We start from the raw sequence: 17568 nt of genomic DNA on the forward strand, positions 1-17568 counted from the left end.
GCGTCACGGCAGCCGGTGCAGGGCGTCTCGCGCGCGCACCAGGCCGTGGCCGAACACGGGGTCCTGGCCCCCGATGCCCAGGTCGCGCGCGGAGGACTCCATGGCGTCGCGCACCTGTTGTGGCGTGAGCTCCGGCCGGGCGCTCCAGAGCAGCGCGGCCACGCCGCTCACGTAGGGCGCGGCCATGGAGGTGCCGGAGACGTGGGTGTAGTCCACCGGAATCAGCGACAGCCGCGCGTCCGCGCCCAGCCGTTCGCGCAGCACGGTGCTGGCGGCCTGGTTGACGCTGACGGCGGGGGCCCAGCGGCCGATGCGGGGCAGGGAGAGGATGTCCACCGCGCCGCCCGCGGGGGCGTCGTCGGAGCCGAAGACGACGGCGCGCGCGCCCTGCATCATCACGTTGGCCATGGCCTCCGACACCGGCACCGCGCCCGGCCGCACGTAGGCGACGAAGCCGTCACAGGTGGCGCCCAGACACGCGGCCAGCGAATCCCCCAGGCCGCAGTCCACCAGCCGCCCCGCGGTGTCACCCGTGGGCGAGTACAGCAGCGAGCGCGACATGGGGGACGTGTCATCCAGGGACATCTCCGCGGAGGCGCCCAGGCCCCGAGGGAAGGTGGACAGCACGTCCACGCCGGGCGCTACCAGCGAGAGGTCCGCGCCCATGTTGGAGAAGCTCGCGCGCCGCTCGTTCGCGTCCACCGCGCCCACCGCGAGCACGGACGGGTCGGACGCGGGGTACAGCACCGGGCCGCCCTGGTTGCCCGCGGCCGCCACCACCAGCAGGCCGTGATCCGCCAGCGCGCGGAACGCCTCCACCGTGCTGCGCGTGGGGTTGCCACCGCCCAGCGACAGCGACACGACGCGCGCGCCCTGGGACTCGCACCACTCCATGGCGGAGAGGACCACGCTCATCTGCGTCTGCCCGGACAGGTCCAGCACGCGGGCGATGAGCAGCGACGCGTGGGGCGCCACGCCCACCATGCCGCCCGGCGCGCCTCGGGGACCGGTGTCGCCGCCCTGGCCCATGCGCGCCGCGATGATGCCCGCCACGTGCGTGCCGTGGCCCTGGCCCCACTGGCCCTGGGGGCCGCGGTCATTGGCGTCGTCGTCTTCATCCAGGAAGTCGTGGCTTCCCGCCACCGCGCCCTGGAACTCCGGGTGGTCCATGTCCAGGCCGCTGTCGATGACGCACACCCGCACGCCCTCGCCCGTGGGCGCGCCCACGTCCAGCACGCCGTCCCGGTCCGCGTCCCACACGTCCGGGGCCTGCACCAGGTTCAGGCCCTCGGTGTACTCGTCCCCCGGCATGGGCGTGACGGCCGTCACCTGGCGCGGCAGCGGCGCGAGCAGCCCGGGCGTCAGGCCCAGGGCGGACCAGATCTGGTCCGCCTCGATGCTCTCCACCAGGGGGCTGCGCTCCAGCAGGAGCCGCTCCTGGGGCGACACGCGCGCGGCCACCGCGGGGATGTTGCGGTAGACGGCGCCCACCTTCGCGCCGGTGCTCGCCGTGAAGCTGGCGCCGGACGCCGTGACGCCCGAGGCCTGGGTGCGGTCTCCCCGGCGGAAGCGGATGATGACCGGCTCGCGCCCGTCCTCCTGCACCCGGGAGGGCAGGTTTCCATCCAGCCCCTGGCGGACCGTCATCCCTCCTGCGACGACACCCGGGCACACCTGGCCCTGCGCGGAGGTGCGAGGGGACGACTCCGGCGCACATGCGGCCAGCGCCAGCAATCCGACGAATGTCCAAAGCCTCATGATGCGACTCCTTCCAAGCAGGACGCCCCTCCTGAGGGCGGTCCCCCTACATGGCGGAGGACCGGGAGGTGCCCGCCCCCCTCACAGAGGAAGGAAGCGGCGTGCTGCGATGAGGGAACGCATCCCCAGGCTGACTCGCATCGTCTCCAGGCCCCGGGTGCATCCCGGACGTGCGCGGGTGCACAACAGACCTGTTGTCAGTCGGAACACAGGCTCGGGAATTCCGTTGGCCCCGGGACTTTCTCTTTTTCGCGCCGGGGGTGTCCGAAGGCTGGCAAGGAGGGGTGGCGCGACGTGCGCGGCTTGATTCCATGGGGGAGTCCATGCTGCGCTCCGGAGCCGAAGCCATGAGCACCGCACCCACAGAGTCCCCCCGTTTCTTCGGGCGCTACGAGCTCGTCCACCTCCTGGGCCAGGGCGGCATGGGAGAGGTGTACCTGGCGAAGCTGTCCGGGGCGGCGGGCTTCGAAAAGCCCTGCATCGTGAAGACCATCCTGCCGGGGCTGGTGAAGGACCGGCAGTTCCTGGACCGGTTCCACCACGAGGCCAAGGTGCTGGTGCACCTCGTCCACTCCTCCATCGCCCAGGTGTACGACATGGGCGAGGCGGACGGCACCTACTACATGGCCCTGGAGTACGTGGCGGGCGTGGACCTGGGCTATCTGCTGGAGCAGGCCCGGGTGCAGGGGCGGGCGGTGCCGGCGCCGGTGGCGCTCTACATCGGCCAGCGCATGGCGGAAGGCCTGGGGTACGCGCACCGCAAGACGGGCACGGACGGCGAGCCCCTGGGCATCGTCCACCGCGACGTGTCCCCGCACAACGTGATGGTGTCGTACGAGGGCGAGGTGAAGGTCATCGACTTCGGCCTCGCGAAGTCCACCGCGCGCAGCAAGTACACGCTGCCGTCCACGGTGATGGGGAAGCTGGGCTACATGTCCCCGGAGCAGGTCCGCGCCGAGCCGCTGGACCATCGCAGCGACATCTACTCCTGCGCGGTGGTGGTGTGGGAGATGCTGGCGGGCCGTGGGCTGGTTCCCCACGGCACCGTGGGCGAGATGATGGCGGCGATGTCGCATCCGGTGGTGCCGCCGCTGGCGGACTTCCGTCCGGACGTGGAGCCGTCGCTGGAGGCGGTGCTGCGCCGCGCGCTGGCACCGTCGCCGACGGACCGGTACTCGCGGGCGGATGAGTTCGCGCGGGCGCTCAACGCGGAGCTGCTGCGTTCGGGGAATCCCATTGGAGCGGAGGAGGCGGGCGAGTTCGTACGCGCGCTCTGCCCGGAGGCCTTCGCCGAGCAGCGCAAGCTGACGTCCAGCGTGCACGGGGAGCGGAGAACTCCGTCGCCCGCGCCCCGGGGCGGTTCGGGCACGGGGCTGTACGGCGGTTCCGGGAGTGGCTCGGCGGATGTCCAGGCCACGGCGCCGGGGACCGGCGAGGAGTCCACCGGGAACAGGCCCAACACCGGGCGCATCGACGTGGACGGGCCGGGGCTCGGGCCGGGGGGCACGTTCGTGTCCCATCCCTCGGGCTCTGGCGGCGTGGCGCCGAGCACATCGGGCTCAGGCGGTGTGGCCCTGCCCACGTCGGGTTCGGGAGGCGTGCGGAGCACGTCGGGCTCCGGTGGCGTGGCGCGGAGCACGACGGGTTCCGGTGGCGTGGCGCGGAGCACCGACGAGGTGGACGCGGCCGCGCTGGGTGCGACGGCGGTGCACCTGGCCGCCGCGCCGTCCCAGGGCGCCGGGTTGGCGGGCACGTCCGGACAGCTGCCGGCGCAGACCGAGTCTCGCAGGCCGGTGGCGCGGATCGCCGTGGCGGCGCTGCTGCTGGTGGGCGCCTCCGTGGGCATCACCGCCTACGTGCTGCGCCCGAATACGGCCGAGCAGCCCGTGGCACCCCAGACGCTTCCGCCGTCCGAGCCGGTGGTGGCCGCCGCGCCCCCGAAGGTGGAGGAGCCGCTCCCCGCGGTGACTCCGCCCGAGGAGCCCCCTCCCGAGGCAGCGGTGGACGCGGGCGTGGTGGCGGGCGCGGGGGAGCCGGAGGTGAAGCCCGCGCCGGTGGTGAAGGCTCCGTCCGAGGTGAAGCCCGTCCCTGGACCGAAGCGGCCCGCGCAGCCTCAGGTCGAGCTGGTGCCCGCGGGCATGGCCGTGGCGAAGATTGGCGAGACCGGCGGCGGCCAGCGCGTGGTGAACGCGACGGTGCCGTCCGGCATCAACGCGGGCACGGTGTTCAAGGTGGTGGGCCCCGTCCAGAAGGGGACCCGCAAGCGTCCGGTGCTGGGGACGGCGACCGTGGTGACCATCCACCCGAGCCGCGAGCGCATGACCCTGCGACTGGACGCGGAGGCGGACGCGGCGAAGGAGCCGCGCTTCCTGCTGATGGCCATGCGCCCGTCAGGGCCGGCGCTGCCCACGCCCGTGGCCGAGTCCCCGCAGGCCGCGCCGCCCGAGCCGAAGCCCGTGGAGCGCTCCCGTCTCCTGGGGACCGCGGAGATCGACGGCATCCTGGGGAGCAGCTTCAACAGCACTCTCTATGTGATCAGCTCCGACACCCGGACCTGGCACAACTGCGCCATCGTCCTGAGCGGACGGAGGGGGGCGCGGATGGCGCGGCTGGAGCCCTACCAGACGCACACGGTCAAGGTGGAGGAGCGCTACTTCAAGGTGAGCGAGAAGCTGCCCGCCGTGCCGGATAAGGCCGTGTGGGTGAACTGCGACGAGGGCGAGGACACCTTCGCGCTGCGCAAGCGCTGAAGCGCCAGGACGCGAGCCTCCGTCGGCTCGCGTGACGTCTCAGGGCCCCAGCCGCGTGGCGGCCACGGGGCACTCGTTGCGCAGGAACTCCGAGACCTCCGTGTCGCCGCCGTTCGCGTTGCGCACCGCGCGGGACAGGGACGTGCGGCACTGCCAGGTGGCCTCGCGCGTGCCGTGGCAGCAGTGCCACCCGGTCAGCGTGCGGTCCAGGTACTGGAGCATCTCCTGGCGCGTGGGAGTGACGATGCTCCACACCGCGCCCGCCAGCACCACCAGCCCCACGAGCGGCAGCGGCAGGCTCCGCGCCCAGCCACGAATCCCGCCCGGAATCACAACCGCGTGCACGCCCAGCTGCGCATCCAGCGGCCGGTGTTGCAGCACCACCTGCAGCAGCAGCTCCACCGGCGCGGTGAGCGAGCGCAACAGCCCCGCGCCCAGGCCGGGCGCCCGTCCTTCCGCGCGCTCCAGCTTCAGTCCCAGGGCGTGACGGCCCGGGCTGAGCCCCGTCAGCCCGCCCACGCAGGACAGCACCACCCAGGCGACCCCCATGGCGAACCCCAGCAGCGCTGGCGTGGACACCCACTCCGCCGCGCGCACCGCCCCCCAACCCACGAGCGCCGCGCCCGTGAGGTCCAATGCATCCGCCACCCAGAGCCGGTTCTGGAACCGGGCCTCGGTGGGCGGAGTGTCCATGGAGAACAACGTCCCGTCGCTCATCAGCCTCTCTCGTGTACGAGCGGGGCGCGAGCATAGGCGGCCCGCCGCGTACAGGCGCGCTTCAAAACGTCGGGCCCGGGGGTGTCACTACAGATCCAGCACCAGCCGCTTGGACCGGGCACGTGATACGCAGACCAGCATTCGCGCATTTCCCGCGGGCTCTTGCTGGAAGAACGTGTCACGGTGGTCCGGAGTGCCCTCGCACACGCGGGTGACGCAGGTGCCGCAGGAGCCCGCCTCACAGTCGCTCTCCACCTTCACGCCGTGGGTGCGCAGCACGTTGAGCACGCTCTTGCCGGCCGGCACGCGCAGCACCTGGCCGGTGCTCTTGAGCGACACCTCGAAGTCCTCCTCCGGGGTCGCGTGGGTGGCGGACGTGCCCTCCGCGGTGAAGGCCTCGAAGTGGACCTTCTCCCAGGGCCACTTGTGCAGCGTGGCCGCCTCGCGCACGGCCTTCATCAGGCCCGCCGGACCGCAGCAGTACAGCCGGGTGCCCGGGCCGCGCGTCGCGAGCAGCGCCCGCACGTCCAGCCCCTTGGAGGGGTCGCCCCCGTCGTGGTGCACATGCACGCGGCCCGCGAAGGACGGCGTGGACAACAGTTCCAGGAAGGCGGTGCGGTCCGCTTCGCGCGTGCAGTAGTGCAGCACCCACTCCGCGCCCGTGCGCTCCAGCAGGCGCGCCATGGCCAAGAGCGGCGTGATGCCGATGCCGCCCGCGATGAGCACGTAGCTGCGCCCGTACAGGAGGGGGAAGTCGTTGAGGGGCTCGCTCACGGTGAGCACGTCGCCCTCGTGGACGTTCTCGTGCATCGCCTTGGAGCCACCTCGGCCGTTGGCGTCGCGCTGCACGGCGATGACGTAGCGGTGCGTCTCGCTCGGGTCGTTGCAGAGCGAGTACTGGCGCATGCCGTTGAGGCCCGGCACCTGCACGTCCAGGTGCGCGCCGGCTTCGAACTCGGGCAGGGGGCTGCCGTCCTGGGAGACGAGCTCGTAGGACTGGATGCCCTCCGCTTCACGAGTGATGCGTGCCACCCGGAGGCGCAGCGTGTTCGTCGTCACGGTATTGCCCCTGTTCCCTTGCCCGCCGCCCGCGCGAGACCGATCTGGCCGCGCACGGTGTGCATTCCCGGGCCGCCCGGGGAGTGGGGCCGGGTGCGGTTTTCCGACCGATACCGGACAGAAGGGGCATGCCGCCCGGCTGCCCTCCGTCCGGACACGGCGGCCAGGGGGACGGGGGTAGGCGCGGCCGTGAATCCATCCCCACCCTTCACCCCGTGCCGCGCTGCGCCAGGGCCTGACCGGGCCCGAGCGGCTTCGCGATGGGGGAGGCGCGGCCCCCCGATTCGACGGAAGGGAGACGGCCCATGGATGCCATCATGTTGCTGAAGGCGGACCACAAGACGGTGGAGCAGCTGTTCCGCAAGTTCGAGAAGGCGGGCGACCACGCGCTGGCGCACAAGCGCAAGCTGGTGGACGAGATGGTGCGCGAGCTGTCCATCCACGCCGCTATTGAAGAGCAGGTCTTCTACCCGGCGGTGCGCGCGCGTTCGGAGGACCTGTCGCCGGACGTGCTGCGAGCGTTGGAGGAGCACCACGTGGTGAAGTGGGTGCTGTCGGAGCTGGACACGCTGCCGCCGGAGTCCGAGCGCTTCGACGCGAAGGTGCACGTGTTGATGGAGAACGTGCGCGCGCACGTCACGGAGGAGGAGCAGTACCTCTTTCCGGAGGTAAAGAAGGCCTTCAAGCCGCAGGAACTGCGGCAGGTGGGCGAGGCGCTGGTGCTGGCGAAGAAGGGCGCGCCCACGCACCCGCATCCCGCCGCGCCGGACACGCCGCCGGGCAACCTGCTGACGGGCGCGGTGGCGGCGGTGATGGACATGGGCCGGGACGCGCTGCGCGTCGCGCGTCGCAAGGCCGTCACGCAGGTGCGCAAGTCCGCGCCACGTCGGCTGCGAAAGCCGTTGGAGTCCATGATGTCGGTGGACCAGGCGGGTGAGTCGCTGCACTGAGCGAGCGTCCGGCGCAGGACGCCTCGGGTCCGGTGAATGTCCGCTGGGGCTGGGGCGTCCGAAGGGGCATGAGAGGCTTTCGCGCAGGAAGCGCGAAGGTTCTCCCGCCTTGGGAAGGAGGCGCCATGTCCGCTGTTCGCAGGATGTTGACGACACTGGTGGTGCTCGCGGGCTTCACGGCCGCGGCGCAGGTGCAGGGCCCGGCCGGTTCCCCGCAGCCCCGGCCGCCGGTGGATCCGCAGGTGCGCACGCTGCGCGTGGAGGGCACGGGCGAGGTGAAGGCCCAGCCCGACGAGGCCTTCATCGACGTGGCGGTGGAGACGTCCGCGCAGAACGCGAAGGCCGCGGGCGAGGAGAACGCGAAGCGGATGGAGAAGGTGCTCGCGGCGCTGACGGGCGCGGGCATCGCGAAGCGGGATTTGCAGACGCGCAACTACAACGTCTATCCGGAGTACATGCCGCCGCCGCCGCAGGGCGGTGAGCCGAAGCTCAAGGGCTACCGGGTGAGCAACCTGGTGAGCGTCCACGTGACGGACCTGTCCAAGGTGGGGAGCCTGTTGGACAAGGCGTTGGCGGCGGGAGCGAACCGGGTGGACTCGGTGCGTTTCGGGCTGAGCCGCGAGGACGCGGTGCAGGGCGAAGCGCTGCGGCAGGCAGTGGCGCGAGCGCGCAAGTCCGCGGAGGTACTGGCCGCGTCGCTGAACGTGAAGCTGGGCGCGGTGCTGGATGCGAGCACGGTGACGGAAGCTCCGCGTCTGTACCCGGCCACCTTCGCCATGGACATGGCGGAATCACGAGCCGCGCCCACCACGCCCATCCAGCCGGAAGAGCAGACGGTGCAGGCGAAGGTGACGCTCATCTTCGCGATCCAGTAGCTACCGCTGTGCCCCTCTGTCGCGGCCATGCCAGAGCGGCGTGATTCTGTGAAGTGGGCGCGTCGAGCTGTTGGACGGCGCGCTCCTTCGTTTCCGGGGAGAGATGGGCGTACCCCATCGTCAGTTCGATGGTGGCGTGGCGCATCAGCTCCTGGTTGAGCTTGCGCGGGACACCGCGCATGGCGAGGTGGCTGTCGTAGGTGTGGCGGAGGTCATGCCAGCCGATGCTGCCCTGTGCGTGGGTGATGGTCGCCCGCGGCAGGCAGCGCTCCAGCGGTCGCCGCATCAGCCCATCGGTGAGCGGCTGTCCTTCTTCCTGACAGAACACGTAGGCCCCGCGCAGGTGCCGGCGTTCCTTGAGGGCCTCAACCCCGGACGTGGGCAGGACCCCCCGTGCTCGCGGCCGCCCTTGCGACTCTTGCTTCCCTCCATGCCCTCGGGGACATGCACCGTCCATGTCCGGCCGACTTGTCGGACTCGGCGGATATGACGGGGTGCTGCACGCCACATCGGAGTGCAGTCAGGAGGCGCGAGCGATGGTCGACCGCTGGTGGGCGGTGCTGTGGCTGGGGCTCCTGTCCATGCGAGGCGCTGCCATGGCTTCGCCTGACTCCGAGGCTTCGGTCTCCAAGGCGCCACTCCGCTCCTGGTCTTCACTGGTACGGTTGGAAGTGGCGCCGTTCGCGTTCCTTCCGCGCTCAAGTGGCGGTGAGACCGAAGGCTTCGTCCAACTGGAGCCCACGCTCATCCTGGATGGCGGCCCGGAGTTCGGGCTCAACCTCGGCGCACCGGTCAGATTGCGAGCGTGGGGCGGCACGGGCCTCGTGCGGCGCGAGGACTGGGACAGCCTCTCTGACTTCGGGCAGGTGGTGCGAGGACTCAAGCTGGGCTCGAACAACGCGCCCGTGGGCGTCTGGTTCGGCGCGCTGGAGTCCTACAGCCTGCTGTCCGCGCACCTCGTGCGGCGATATTCCAACCGAAGCAATCCCGACTACCACCCTGCGGGAGGCTTCCTCACCGGCACGCTGGGGCCTCTCTACACGCAGGCCTTCGCTTCGGACGTGCTGGGCGCGCGCCTCATGGGCGCGGAAGTCGCACTGGACCTGGAGCACGTCCTCTTCGGCCAGCCCCGCGCGCAGGGCCGCTACACGCTGGCCTTCTCTGCTGTGCATGACTGGGGGAAGGCCGGAGGTCGCGCGCCTCCGGTGACGCTGGCGCATCTGGACGGAACCGCCGTGGTGGTGGTGCGGCCGGGCTTCGAGGCTCACCTGCTTGCCGGTTGGGGAGGACGGCCCGGTGCGGGCGGCGCATGGGGGGCGGTGGTGGGCGCGGGCGCGGATGCGGTGACACCCACGCTGGACATGCGGCTGCGGCTGGAGGTGCGCAGGCAGCATGGTGGCTTCCGACAGGGATACTTCGGCCCGGACTACGAGTTGGCGCGCTTCCACGCGGCGGGGCCGGAGGGCGCGCCACTGGCGGAGGCCCACTTCCCGGGCGGGACTTCCGCCTATGGCGAGGCGGAGGTGGGCTGGGACGCGGTCCGCTACGGCGGCCTCTCCAAGCACCTGAAGCTGTCGCTGGGGGTAGAGGCCTTCAACTGGGGCCGCTTCGACGTGGACGGGCGCGTGGCGGTGCAGCTCTTCGCGCGCAGCCTCGAAGTGGCGTTGAAGGGGCTCGGAGTGGGCTTGGGGCAGCCCGGGGCGCGCTACCTGGGGGCCGCCGAAGCCCGCTGGCGATTGCTGGGCGGGAAGCTCTACGCGGTGGGGACGGGCGGCACGCTGCTGTTCCCCACGCTGGAGGGGGCGCTGCGGCCGGGGGCGTTCGCCTCGGTGGGCCTGGGGGTGGACAATGCGCGCTGACGCCCTCTTGCTGGCCCTGGTGCTGCTGGCCACGGGATGCGCCTCCGTGTCGCAGGTGCCTGAGCGTGGCCGAAGCTTGAGCTACGCGCCGCGAGAGGACTCCCCGCCCGTGTGGGTGGAGGCCCCGAACAATGAGCCCCCGCGCGCCTGGAACTCTCTCCCGCGTGCCCTCTCCGGCCCCGAGCAGCGGCTCCTGCGCCGCCAGCAGCCGCGTGACGACGTGACAGCCGTGGGAGACGTCAGCAGGGAGGGCGCTGTTGGGGGCGGGGCCCGGAGCGCTGCATCGACGCGGCAGGCAGTCCTCGACGCGACGAAAGACGTGAAGGGCTCCCTCCGCAGCGTCGAGGCCGCGTTCACAAAGCTGGCGGCACGTCCTCCAGACCTTTGGGGCTGGAGCCTCACCGGCGTCTTCACGCGCTATCTCGACCAGGGCTCCAAGCAGGTGACGTGGCTTCATGGAGTGCTTGGAAGCGCCACCGCGTTGACGGAAGCGGGCTCGGAAGTAGGCGACACGGACATGGAGCTGGGCTTGCTTCGCATGACGGGGCCGAAACTCCAGGCGGCCCAATTCGGAACGCTCCTGCTGGCCACCTGGGTGGACTTCCTCCACCTCGCTGACGCCATTCTCAGAAACTGTCCGATGTGCAGCGCCGAGAAACTCTTCGTGGACCTTCATCGCGTGCAGGGACTGATGGAACCCACGCTGACGGACCTCGCCTCACTGGACCCGGAGCGGGTGGAGGCGGCGACCACCGCGATGCCCGAGCTAATGGGGAAGCTGACGCGTGAATTCGACATGCTCCAGCGGGAGACTCGCGAGACCATGAGGCTTGGCGGGCAGGTCATCGCGGCGATGCAGGCGGTGGAGATGGTCACGATGATCTCCACGATGAAGATGGCCATGCCACGCGTGCCGCCTTCGGCCCCGATGACACTGGGCGTGGGCCTCGTGATGAGTTCAGGTGGCGTCATGGTGGGCGCGCGGCTGGTGGTCTCCGCCGAGTGGGTGGAGATGATGCGAAGGCTCGTGCAGGCGGGCGTCATCTCCGTGCCTGCCGTCGGCGCGGCCGTCCTCATTCAGGGCGGACAGGTCACGATGGCCCAGGCTCACCAGGACTTGCCCAAGGGCGTGAGCGAAGCGCTGGGGGACAGCCCCGAGGTGCGCGGCATGCAGGTGACGGGCAGAGCGGGGGCGGGCATGTCGGACGCCCCGAAGCACCACGTGCTGCCGCAGGAGCACCGCGAGTGGTTCGTGCAACGCGGCTTCAAGGGCGACATGGACATCGATCAGTTTTGCGTCCGGATGGAGCAGGCCCACCACGAGGCCATTCACGGTGGGGGGAACTGGAAGCTGGGGCGTACATGGCCCGGTGAATGGAATCGGCTGATCATGGAGGCGCTGCGCGATGCCGAGACCGAAGCTGGACGCATGTTGACGAGGAATGCAGTCCTGGACATCGTTGCGGATCGAATGAAGGACTACCGGATCCCGATGAATTTCACGCCGTGGAAAAGACGATGAGCGGTGGAGACGCTTGGCGGGGCAACATCAAAGCACGCCTGTACGAACGAGTCCGTGCGCGGGGCTACGATTCGCTGACTGCCTTCGCTGATGCGCGCCCAGCTGTCCCGCTGTACGCACTGGCTGACGAACTTGGCCACGATGACGTTGCTGCGGTGCAGGTGTTGAGCGGGTTGCTCGCAGAGGCGGAACAGCAAAAGCGGGTCACGCGCTTCGTTCGTGATGTTCTAGTGCGCCTCTTGTCTCAGAGCCTTCCCAACGGTTGGCCGGCCGTGCTGGATGACGAGAACCTATTCAAAGTAGCCAAGGCACTCGGCTCGTGGTCCGCATACACCCCAGAAACCCATAAGGAGCGGGCCAGATTGGCGAGGGCGGCACTTCGCGCGAACCCTCCCCCTGCTGGATGGTGCCCGCTCGGCCCCGACGACGAGCTTCTCCGGACGCTCCTCCCCGACGAAGAAGCCTGAACGGAGCTGGTAGTCCTCGGTCCCGACTGAATGCGAGACACTCCAAGCCGCGTCCCGGCTTGGAGTGAATCCATGCGTACAGGTGTCTTGTTGTGTTGCGCGGTCATGCTCTTCACGGGCTGCGCGCCGGCTGTCTCCAGCAGGGCCCTGCGCTACTCGCCCCGGGAGTCCGCGAGGGAGCGAACTCCAGGAACGAATGCCGACCGCGCCATCGCCAGCTCCGGCGTGCGCACGGATGCCTGGGAGCGACTGCTGACGGACGCGGGGCTGGGCGCACGGGACGAGCAGCCCCTGTGGGACAGCACGCTCACGCCCACGGAATCCGTGCGGCTGCTGGGAGTCCTCCTGCGCAAGCCCGTCACGCTGGACACGCTGCCGCCCCGAATGGTGGCGGGCTTCCTGTTGCGAGAGGTGCTGGAGCGAGGCGGGACTTCGCGGGAGGAGTTGCTGCGCCGGGTGGAGCGACTCGCTCGGGAGCAGGTCGCGGTGTTGCGACCGGATGGCTACCTCGCATGGGCACTCACGGGTCGCACCCAACAGAAGGTGGCGCCCGTCGAGTGGAGGGACGGAGCCTTCCGGGCGAATGGCTTCGAACTGGGGCGCTTCTACAGCGCCAAGGGCGGTGTCTTCCGCGTCATGGATGCGAAGCTCCAGGTCTCGGACTGGCACCCCCTGGCCGAGGTGTACGACGACGCTGACGTCATCAGCCGCACCCTGGACGGAGCCGAGGACGCCTTCGTGGAGCTGGACCACGCGTTGGGCCAGGTGCTCACGCGTCCCGTGGACAGCATCGCGGCGCTGAGCCACCTGCCAGCGGGCGTGGCGGCCCTCATCGCTTCATCGCCGCGTACTGGCAGCGCTTCCAGTCCATGACCCGTGGCGAGCAGATCCGCGAAGTGTCGCGACTGACGACGGGAATGCTCGTCACCTGGGGTGCAGCCTCGGCCACGACGCGGAAATTGAAGGGGATGGCGCTGGGGGCGGAAGTCTCGGTGCCGGTGCTTTCACTGTCGGCGCAGGGCGCGCTGGCGTTGGAGCGCGTCGCGGTGCCAGCAGGGCGTGCGGCGGCGGTACTCAGCGGTGGCCCTGGGGAGGCCATCATCCTCCAGCGAGTTGATGACGCAGCGGGCTCGGGGGGCGGAGGGGGCGCAGATGCGCAGGGATCCTCGCCGTCGAGTGGGCCGAAGGGCTATTCGTCCTTCAAGTCCTTCAAGCGGGCCATGGGATCCGCAAGGAACGGCAAGGAGTGGCAGCACATCGTGGAGCAGACGGAGGGGAACGCGTCTCGCTTCGGACCCCAGGCTCTCCACAACCGGGAGAACGTCATCCCGCTCGACAAGGAGCTTCATTCTGGGGTCAGCGCTCTGTTCTCCTCGAAGCGCTTCGACATCACCAGCTCCTTCAAGACAGTGCGAGAATGGTTGAGCACGCAGTCCTTCGACGCTCAACGCGACTTCGACCTTCGGGCCATGGAGAATGTGAAAAATGGGGTCTGGTGATGTCGCTTGAGAAACTCGTAGAGGCATTCGCCCAGAACATCGCGGCGCAGACGGACTGCATCGTCCGAGGAGATGCAAGGGCGGGCAATAAGCACGCCGAAAAGGCGCTTGCCGCGTTCATGGCGTTGCGTGAGAAGGGCGACGCCGGCCGCGATGCACTGGCTGCGCTTTTTTCTCACGCGCGTATGGATGTCAGGGTCACTGCTGCTGCTTTCCTGCTCCGGCACAAGACCGCAGAAGCCACTGCGCTTCTGGAGGATGCAGCAAAGGGCCAAGGTCTGGCAGCCCTGGGTGCCCAGCAGACCTTGCGGAATTGGCAGGACGGGTTGTGGGCCCTAGACCCTGCGTGACTCAGCCTGGCCACGTGCGGCCCTCCAGTAGGCGCCAGCGTCAGCACCTGGCAATCCCACTCGCTCGAAAGAATTTCAAAAGAATGCGGGGGCTCGTTATGTGCGGCGTACTCCCTGATTCCTTGCCGAAACGACCGCGTGCGAAGGCAGCGCGGAGATCTGCGACCCCACGGCACCTGTTACGGTCAGCGCCGTTTTCTCGGAGGTTGCCTGCCGGTGCTCCTGGTTTTCCGTCCGTTGCTGCTGCTATCCCTTCTTCTTCTGGGCATGAACGTCACGGCTCAGGAGCCCTCACGAGGGCGTGAGTTGGTGCAGCGGCGGGTGACACTCGCCCAGTCCGCAACCGGCAAGCCCGTGGAACTGCACGTCGCTTCTGGCTCCCTCACTCGCGAACCAGTAGGCGCCGTTCGCCGCCGCGGTCCTGACTGTCACTTCACGAGGAAGTCGGCCAGCGAAGACACGTCTGACGCGCAGTGGCCGCCATAGAGCGGGTGCCACTCGGTCCTGACGCCTCGCTGACGGGCAAGGTTGGCGAGGCGCTCGGTGCCTTCGTAGTTGCCGTAGGCATCGTAGAGGCCGCAGGAGAGATAGAGCTCCGGATGGTCCGGCCCCGCTTGCTCGACCAGGTGCAGGGGCGAGACGCGGCGCCATTCGGCTTCATCGGCCACGTACTGACGCGCCATCCGCCAGACTCCGAACACGATCTTGGGATCGGCCCCGGTGCGCTCCATCGAGGCCTGGATCGTGTCAAAGGAGGAGAACGGGGTGTCGGTGTAGACGCCCGGGCAGAGCGCCGCGACCTTGGCGAACTGCGCCGGATGGGAAAGGCCCGCGACCAGGACGTTGAGCCCACCCATCGACTCCCCCAGCAGCATCCGCCGCCGGGGGCGGCCCACCTTCGCCTCAATCGCAGGCAGACGGGCCATGAAATCATCGAGCAGTCCGCTGTCCTCCTGCTGGCCCTTCGGAGTCAGGAGCCAGGTCGAGCCGTAGGAGACGGTCACGACCGTGGGCGGTAGGGCTCCATCGGCTTGCCATTGCGCCTGCAGCATGCCGGTGAAGTAGGTGTCGTCGTTCCAGACCGTCTCGTCGAGACTGCGCCCATGGTGGTGATAGACGATGTCACCGTTGGTGCCCCCGGCGGCCCTGTTGATGCAGTAACGCAGGGGCCCTTGCGCGTCGCACTGCTGACTCGCGGGCGTGAACGAAGCCCTCTGGTCGCCGCGGCTGCGCGTGATTCGCGTCCACGTGAACCAGAGCACGAAAGCAAGCAATACAACAGGCAGCAGGTATCGAACCCGCCGTCCAGGGCGAGGCATGGTCATGGCTGGGCGAGTGCGATTCTTGAAGGGATGTCGCGCGAAGCCCGCGGCCTCGGCAGGGTCGAAAGGCTCAGGACGTAGCCGAGGATCGCGCTGCCGCCGTAGCCCACGACCGGGGTCGGATGATTGCCAAACGCGGCGGCAACGGTCGCCGCAAGCCACGCAGCCCCGAAGGCGAGGTAGGTCGCGCGGCTGTCCCCGTCACAGGACCCACCGAACAGCACAGGGACAAGCAGCATGACCGAGCCGGCCACGACGGCCAGCCCGGCAAGGGCATGGACCTGGAAGGACGAAAAGAGGACCTGATCGACGAAGGGTGCGGCGGGAAGCGCGTCGGGGCGCAGCAGCGTCACCACCAACGCCAGGAGGCTGGCCGTGAATGCCAGATACGCCGGCCGGTCCGCGCGCGTCACCGCGACGGTCGCCAGCGTCGCTGTCATCATGGCCGCCATCGCACGGTCGGGCTGGAGCGCCATTGCCACAGCGGCAACGATGATCCCTGTCGTCGCAAGCGGGGTGCGCGTCCGGGAGAATCCGGCGAGCATGAGCGGCAGAAGGACCAGGCTCGGTTGTACGCTCACTCCGCCGAGCTTGACCCAGCGAGCTGCTCCCTCGACGCGGAGGCCGACGAATGCCGTGGCGAGCAGCAGGACCGAGAGGCCGAGAATCAGGGCTCCGGACAATCGCCCGCCCGCCCCCGGAATGCGGCTGACGAGGGCCAGCAGGACAAGACCGAGGACGAGCGCGCCAGCGTTGATGCCGAGGTATCCGACGGGCGCGCCTGCAAGCGTCATGTAGACGAGCCCCATGGCGACCGAACCCGCCGCGCAGAGCGCACCGACGGCACGCGGGCTGTGCAGCGCGCCGAAGGGCTGCATCAGGAGCAAGCCGATGGCACGCGGCGCCAGGCCGCGGAAGCTCGCAAGCGCGAACGACAGGGCCTGGGTGTCGTCGGGGATTTCCGCGACCTCGTAGCGGATGGCCAGCCCCCAGTCACGCATCGGTGGTGGAAGGAGGGACTGCAGGGCGCGGCACAGCAGGTCCGCCACAAGTCGTTGGACTCGGACGCTCATGTCGTTGCCCCGCGAAGGACGGAGCGAGCAGCCACCTTGCGGTCTGGCGGATTGTCGCGCGCGAGCTGGACCCCGGTCTGGGTCAGGCGATAGGCGTGCCTTGGCGGCCGCCCTCCCTCCGCCGGCTGCTGCCACTCGGCTTCGAGATAGCCCTGGGCTTCGAGGCGGATCAGCAGCGGATAGAGCGTGCCCGACTTCACGTCCGCGATGCGGCACAGCTCATACCCGTGCGACCAGTCCGCGCCGGCATCCAGCAGTGCGGCAAGAACGGAGCGGGCGTGATTCGACAACGCGCGGGTTCGCGGCATGCCTCTAACTCTACCTAGGTAGATTTAAAGTCAAGGGGACGCGGCAGGTTCTTCTCTCTAGGGGATTGGTCTCGATATGCAGCTAGGGCTGCTTTTTATAGATAAACTCGAATTTGGGTCTCATGAGAAAAAAGCTGACTGTTGCCGTTGCCGCTTCGTTGCTCGCCGCATCGGTGGCGTGGGCGGGCGCGGATCACAACACTCTCCCGGTGTACGACTGGAATAACGACAACGTCATCAATTTACTCGACCTGTTCATTTGGGAAACCCAGAAATGGCGCCCGGGCCTTCCTTCCTGGCCGCTCAACCCTGACGGATCGATGATGACCAATCCCGCTCAGCAATGTGTCATTTGCCATGACTGACAGCGGGAAACGGGTCGTGAAGTCAGCGGGCTCGTCTTGTGCGGTGAGCCCGCTGATTTCCTTCACGTCAGCGGACGCTCAAGTTCACGATGGCGTTGGTGCCCATGACGGCGCCAAAGGTGTCGGCGATGGTCACCAGCGCGGACTTGTGCAGCACATCATGCGCAATGGTGCCGCCGCCGGGCGCCTCGATGTCCCGGGTGGCCGAGGCATCGTCCGCCACGATGACGTTGTAGCCGAGGGGAACCGCGTCACGCGCCGCGCCGGACACGCAGGCGTGGGTCATCAGGCCGGAGATGATCAGCGTCTTGATTCGGGAGATCTGCAGCTCGTGATGGAGTTCCGTGCCCTGGAACACGCTGATCTGGTTCTTCTTGACGACCTTGTGATGGGCGGCCGGCTGGATGTCCTTGTGGCAGAAGGCCGTCGCGCTGTCGTGGGCGAAGAGGGGAGCGCCGGACGGGCTCACGTGCCACACGTGGAAGACCGGCAGCTTGTGCCGATCCGCGAAAGCGATGAGTCGCTTGGCGTTGTTCAGGGCGCGCGTCCCATCCGGAATGGGCAGCTTTCCGCTGAAGTATTCTTCCTGGAAGTCGATCACCAGCAATGCGGTGCTGAAGGGGTCAAGCGAGTCCGGGGCGGATGCGCCGAGGATGGTGCGGATCGTGGGGTGCGACACTCTGTTCTCCGGGTC

At 69.1% G+C, this 17568-nt stretch carries 17 protein-coding genes and 1 pseudogene; 10 read left to right on the forward strand and 8 right to left on the reverse strand.

Going from position 1 to position 17568, the window contains the following annotated elements; genetic code table 11:
* Window positions 1-3 precede the first annotated feature (3 nt).
* Entirely contained in the window at window positions 4-1758 is a 1755-nt protein-coding gene (locus D7Y04_RS00345) for a S8 family serine peptidase (protein WP_121757974.1), read from the reverse strand.
* Window positions 1759-2105: 347 nt separating this feature from the next.
* Between D7Y04_RS00345 and D7Y04_RS00350 the strand changes: the two genes are divergently transcribed.
* Window positions 2106-4508: a serine/threonine-protein kinase gene (locus tag D7Y04_RS00350; protein WP_121759219.1), complete on the forward strand. Its 2403-nt coding sequence runs from the start codon at window positions 2106-2108 to the stop codon at window positions 4506-4508.
* Between the two features lie 39 nt (window positions 4509-4547).
* On the opposite strand, the gene D7Y04_RS00355 is transcribed toward D7Y04_RS00350, so the two are convergent.
* Both D7Y04_RS00355 and D7Y04_RS00360 read right to left on the reverse strand, forming a co-directional pair.
* Entirely contained in the window at window positions 4548-5225 is a 678-nt protein-coding gene (locus D7Y04_RS00355) for an RDD family protein (RefSeq protein WP_120594305.1), read from the reverse strand.
* An 87-nt stretch (window positions 5226-5312) separates the two neighbouring features.
* Window positions 5313-6284 carry a PDR/VanB family oxidoreductase gene (locus tag D7Y04_RS00360; RefSeq protein WP_120594304.1) on the reverse strand — a complete coding sequence of 324 codons (972 nt, stop codon included), beginning with the start codon at window positions 6282-6284 and terminating at the stop codon, window positions 5313-5315.
* A 305-nt stretch (window positions 6285-6589) separates the two neighbouring features.
* Here D7Y04_RS00360 and D7Y04_RS00365 point away from each other — a divergent pair, with 305 nt between their 5' ends.
* Complete coding sequence (locus tag D7Y04_RS00365; protein WP_120594303.1) at window positions 6590-7234, forward strand: hemerythrin domain-containing protein; 645 nt, start codon at window positions 6590-6592, stop codon at window positions 7232-7234.
* A gap of 125 nt (window positions 7235-7359) precedes the next feature.
* Complete coding sequence (locus D7Y04_RS00370; RefSeq protein WP_121757975.1) at window positions 7360-8109, forward strand: SIMPL domain-containing protein; 750 nt, start codon at window positions 7360-7362, stop codon at window positions 8107-8109.
* Here D7Y04_RS00370 and D7Y04_RS00375 read toward each other — a convergent pair.
* Window positions 8090-8494 (reverse strand): annotated as a pseudogene (locus D7Y04_RS00375) (tyrosine-type recombinase/integrase); the annotation flags it as partial. The gene D7Y04_RS00370 and the pseudogene D7Y04_RS00375 sit on opposite strands and share 20 nt — an antisense overlap.
* Window positions 8495-8645: 151 nt before the next feature.
* Here D7Y04_RS00375 and D7Y04_RS44340 point away from each other — a divergent pair.
* The 6 genes from D7Y04_RS44340 to D7Y04_RS00405 all read left to right on the forward strand — a co-directional run bounded on the left by D7Y04_RS44340 (window position 8646) and on the right by D7Y04_RS00405 (window position 13806).
* Entirely contained in the window at window positions 8646-9968 is a 1323-nt protein-coding gene (locus D7Y04_RS44340) for a hypothetical protein (RefSeq protein ID WP_121757977.1), read from the forward strand.
* A 319-nt stretch (window positions 9969-10287) separates the two neighbouring features.
* Window positions 10288-11490 carry a DUF2380 domain-containing protein gene (locus D7Y04_RS00385; RefSeq protein WP_233601198.1) on the forward strand — a complete coding sequence of 401 codons (1203 nt, stop codon included), beginning with the start codon at window positions 10288-10290 and terminating at the stop codon, window positions 11488-11490.
* On the forward strand, window positions 11487-11957 hold the full coding sequence (locus tag D7Y04_RS00390; protein WP_120596889.1) for an NUDIX hydrolase: 471 nt from the start codon (window positions 11487-11489) through the stop codon (window positions 11955-11957). The genes D7Y04_RS00385 and D7Y04_RS00390 overlap by 4 nt, the downstream gene beginning before the upstream one ends.
* A gap of 72 nt (window positions 11958-12029) precedes the next feature.
* Window positions 12030-12830 (forward strand): hypothetical protein, encoded by an 801-nt coding sequence (locus D7Y04_RS00395; RefSeq protein WP_147454624.1) that lies wholly within the window; start codon window positions 12030-12032, stop codon window positions 12828-12830.
* Between the two features lie 95 nt (window positions 12831-12925).
* On the forward strand, window positions 12926-13456 hold the full coding sequence (locus tag D7Y04_RS46480) for a hypothetical protein (protein ID WP_120596887.1): 531 nt from the start codon (window positions 12926-12928) through the stop codon (window positions 13454-13456).
* On the forward strand, window positions 13456-13806 hold the full coding sequence (locus D7Y04_RS00405) for a DUF2019 domain-containing protein (RefSeq protein ID WP_120596886.1): 351 nt from the start codon (window positions 13456-13458) through the stop codon (window positions 13804-13806). Before D7Y04_RS46480 ends, D7Y04_RS00405 begins: the two co-directional genes overlap by 1 nt.
* A 428-nt stretch (window positions 13807-14234) precedes the next feature.
* Here the strand turns inward: D7Y04_RS00405 and D7Y04_RS00415 are convergent, their stop codons facing one another.
* From D7Y04_RS00415 to D7Y04_RS00425, 3 genes are read right to left on the reverse strand one after another with little or no spacing between them, the layout of a single operon-like run.
* Window positions 14235-15131, reverse strand: a complete 897-nt coding sequence (locus D7Y04_RS00415; RefSeq protein WP_120596884.1) for an alpha/beta hydrolase-fold protein — start codon at window positions 15129-15131, stop codon at window positions 14235-14237.
* Entirely contained in the window at window positions 15128-16177 is a 1050-nt protein-coding gene (locus D7Y04_RS00420; RefSeq protein WP_158627436.1) for an FtsW/RodA/SpoVE family cell cycle protein, read from the reverse strand. Before D7Y04_RS00420 ends, D7Y04_RS00415 begins: the two co-directional genes overlap by 4 nt.
* 20 nt (window positions 16178-16197) lie before the next feature.
* Complete coding sequence (locus D7Y04_RS00425; protein WP_121757980.1) at window positions 16198-16509, reverse strand: PadR family transcriptional regulator; 312 nt, start codon at window positions 16507-16509, stop codon at window positions 16198-16200.
* A gap of 122 nt (window positions 16510-16631) precedes the next feature.
* On the opposite strand from D7Y04_RS00425, the gene D7Y04_RS43925 reads away from it, so the two are divergent.
* Entirely contained in the window at window positions 16632-16874 is a 243-nt protein-coding gene (locus D7Y04_RS43925; protein ID WP_147477013.1) for a hypothetical protein, read from the forward strand.
* Window positions 16875-16941: 67 nt separating this feature from the next.
* On the opposite strand, the gene D7Y04_RS00430 is transcribed toward D7Y04_RS43925, so the two are convergent.
* Window positions 16942-17553, reverse strand: coding sequence for a cysteine hydrolase family protein (locus tag D7Y04_RS00430; RefSeq protein ID WP_120596881.1), 612 nt, complete (start codon window positions 17551-17553; stop codon window positions 16942-16944).
* Between the last annotated feature and the right edge of the window lie 15 nt (window positions 17554-17568).

The sequence above is a fragment of the Corallococcus sp. AB038B genome, assembly GCF_003668955.1.
Lineage (GTDB): Bacteria > Myxococcota > Myxococcia > Myxococcales > Myxococcaceae > Corallococcus > Corallococcus exiguus.

Coding starts and splice junctions, on each gene's coding strand:
- D7Y04_RS00345 (WP_121757974.1), bottom strand. CDS start 1,758: ATGAGGCTTTGGACATTCGTCGGATTGCTGGCGCTGGCCGCATGTGCG.
- D7Y04_RS00350 (WP_121759219.1), top strand. CDS start 2,106: ATGAGCACCGCACCCACAGAGTCCCCCCGTTTCTTCGGGCGCTACGAG.
- D7Y04_RS00355 (WP_120594305.1), bottom strand. CDS start 5,225: ATGAGCGACGGGACGTTGTTCTCCATGGACACTCCGCCCACCGAGGCC.
- D7Y04_RS00365 (WP_120594303.1), top strand. CDS start 6,590: ATGGATGCCATCATGTTGCTGAAGGCGGACCACAAGACGGTGGAGCAG.
- D7Y04_RS00370 (WP_121757975.1), top strand. CDS start 7,360: ATGTCCGCTGTTCGCAGGATGTTGACGACACTGGTGGTGCTCGCGGGC.
- D7Y04_RS44340 (WP_121757977.1), top strand. CDS start 8,646: ATGGTCGACCGCTGGTGGGCGGTGCTGTGGCTGGGGCTCCTGTCCATG.
- D7Y04_RS00390 (WP_120596889.1), top strand. CDS start 11,487: ATGAGCGGTGGAGACGCTTGGCGGGGCAACATCAAAGCACGCCTGTAC.
- D7Y04_RS00395 (WP_147454624.1), top strand. CDS start 12,030: ATGCGTACAGGTGTCTTGTTGTGTTGCGCGGTCATGCTCTTCACGGGC.
- D7Y04_RS46480 (WP_120596887.1), top strand. CDS start 12,926: ATGGCGCTGGGGGCGGAAGTCTCGGTGCCGGTGCTTTCACTGTCGGCG.
- D7Y04_RS00405 (WP_120596886.1), top strand. CDS start 13,456: ATGTCGCTTGAGAAACTCGTAGAGGCATTCGCCCAGAACATCGCGGCG.
- D7Y04_RS00415 (WP_120596884.1), bottom strand. CDS start 15,131: ATGACCATGCCTCGCCCTGGACGGCGGGTTCGATACCTGCTGCCTGTT.
- D7Y04_RS00425 (WP_121757980.1), bottom strand. CDS start 16,509: ATGCCGCGAACCCGCGCGTTGTCGAATCACGCCCGCTCCGTTCTTGCC.
- D7Y04_RS43925 (WP_147477013.1), top strand. CDS start 16,632: ATGAGAAAAAAGCTGACTGTTGCCGTTGCCGCTTCGTTGCTCGCCGCA.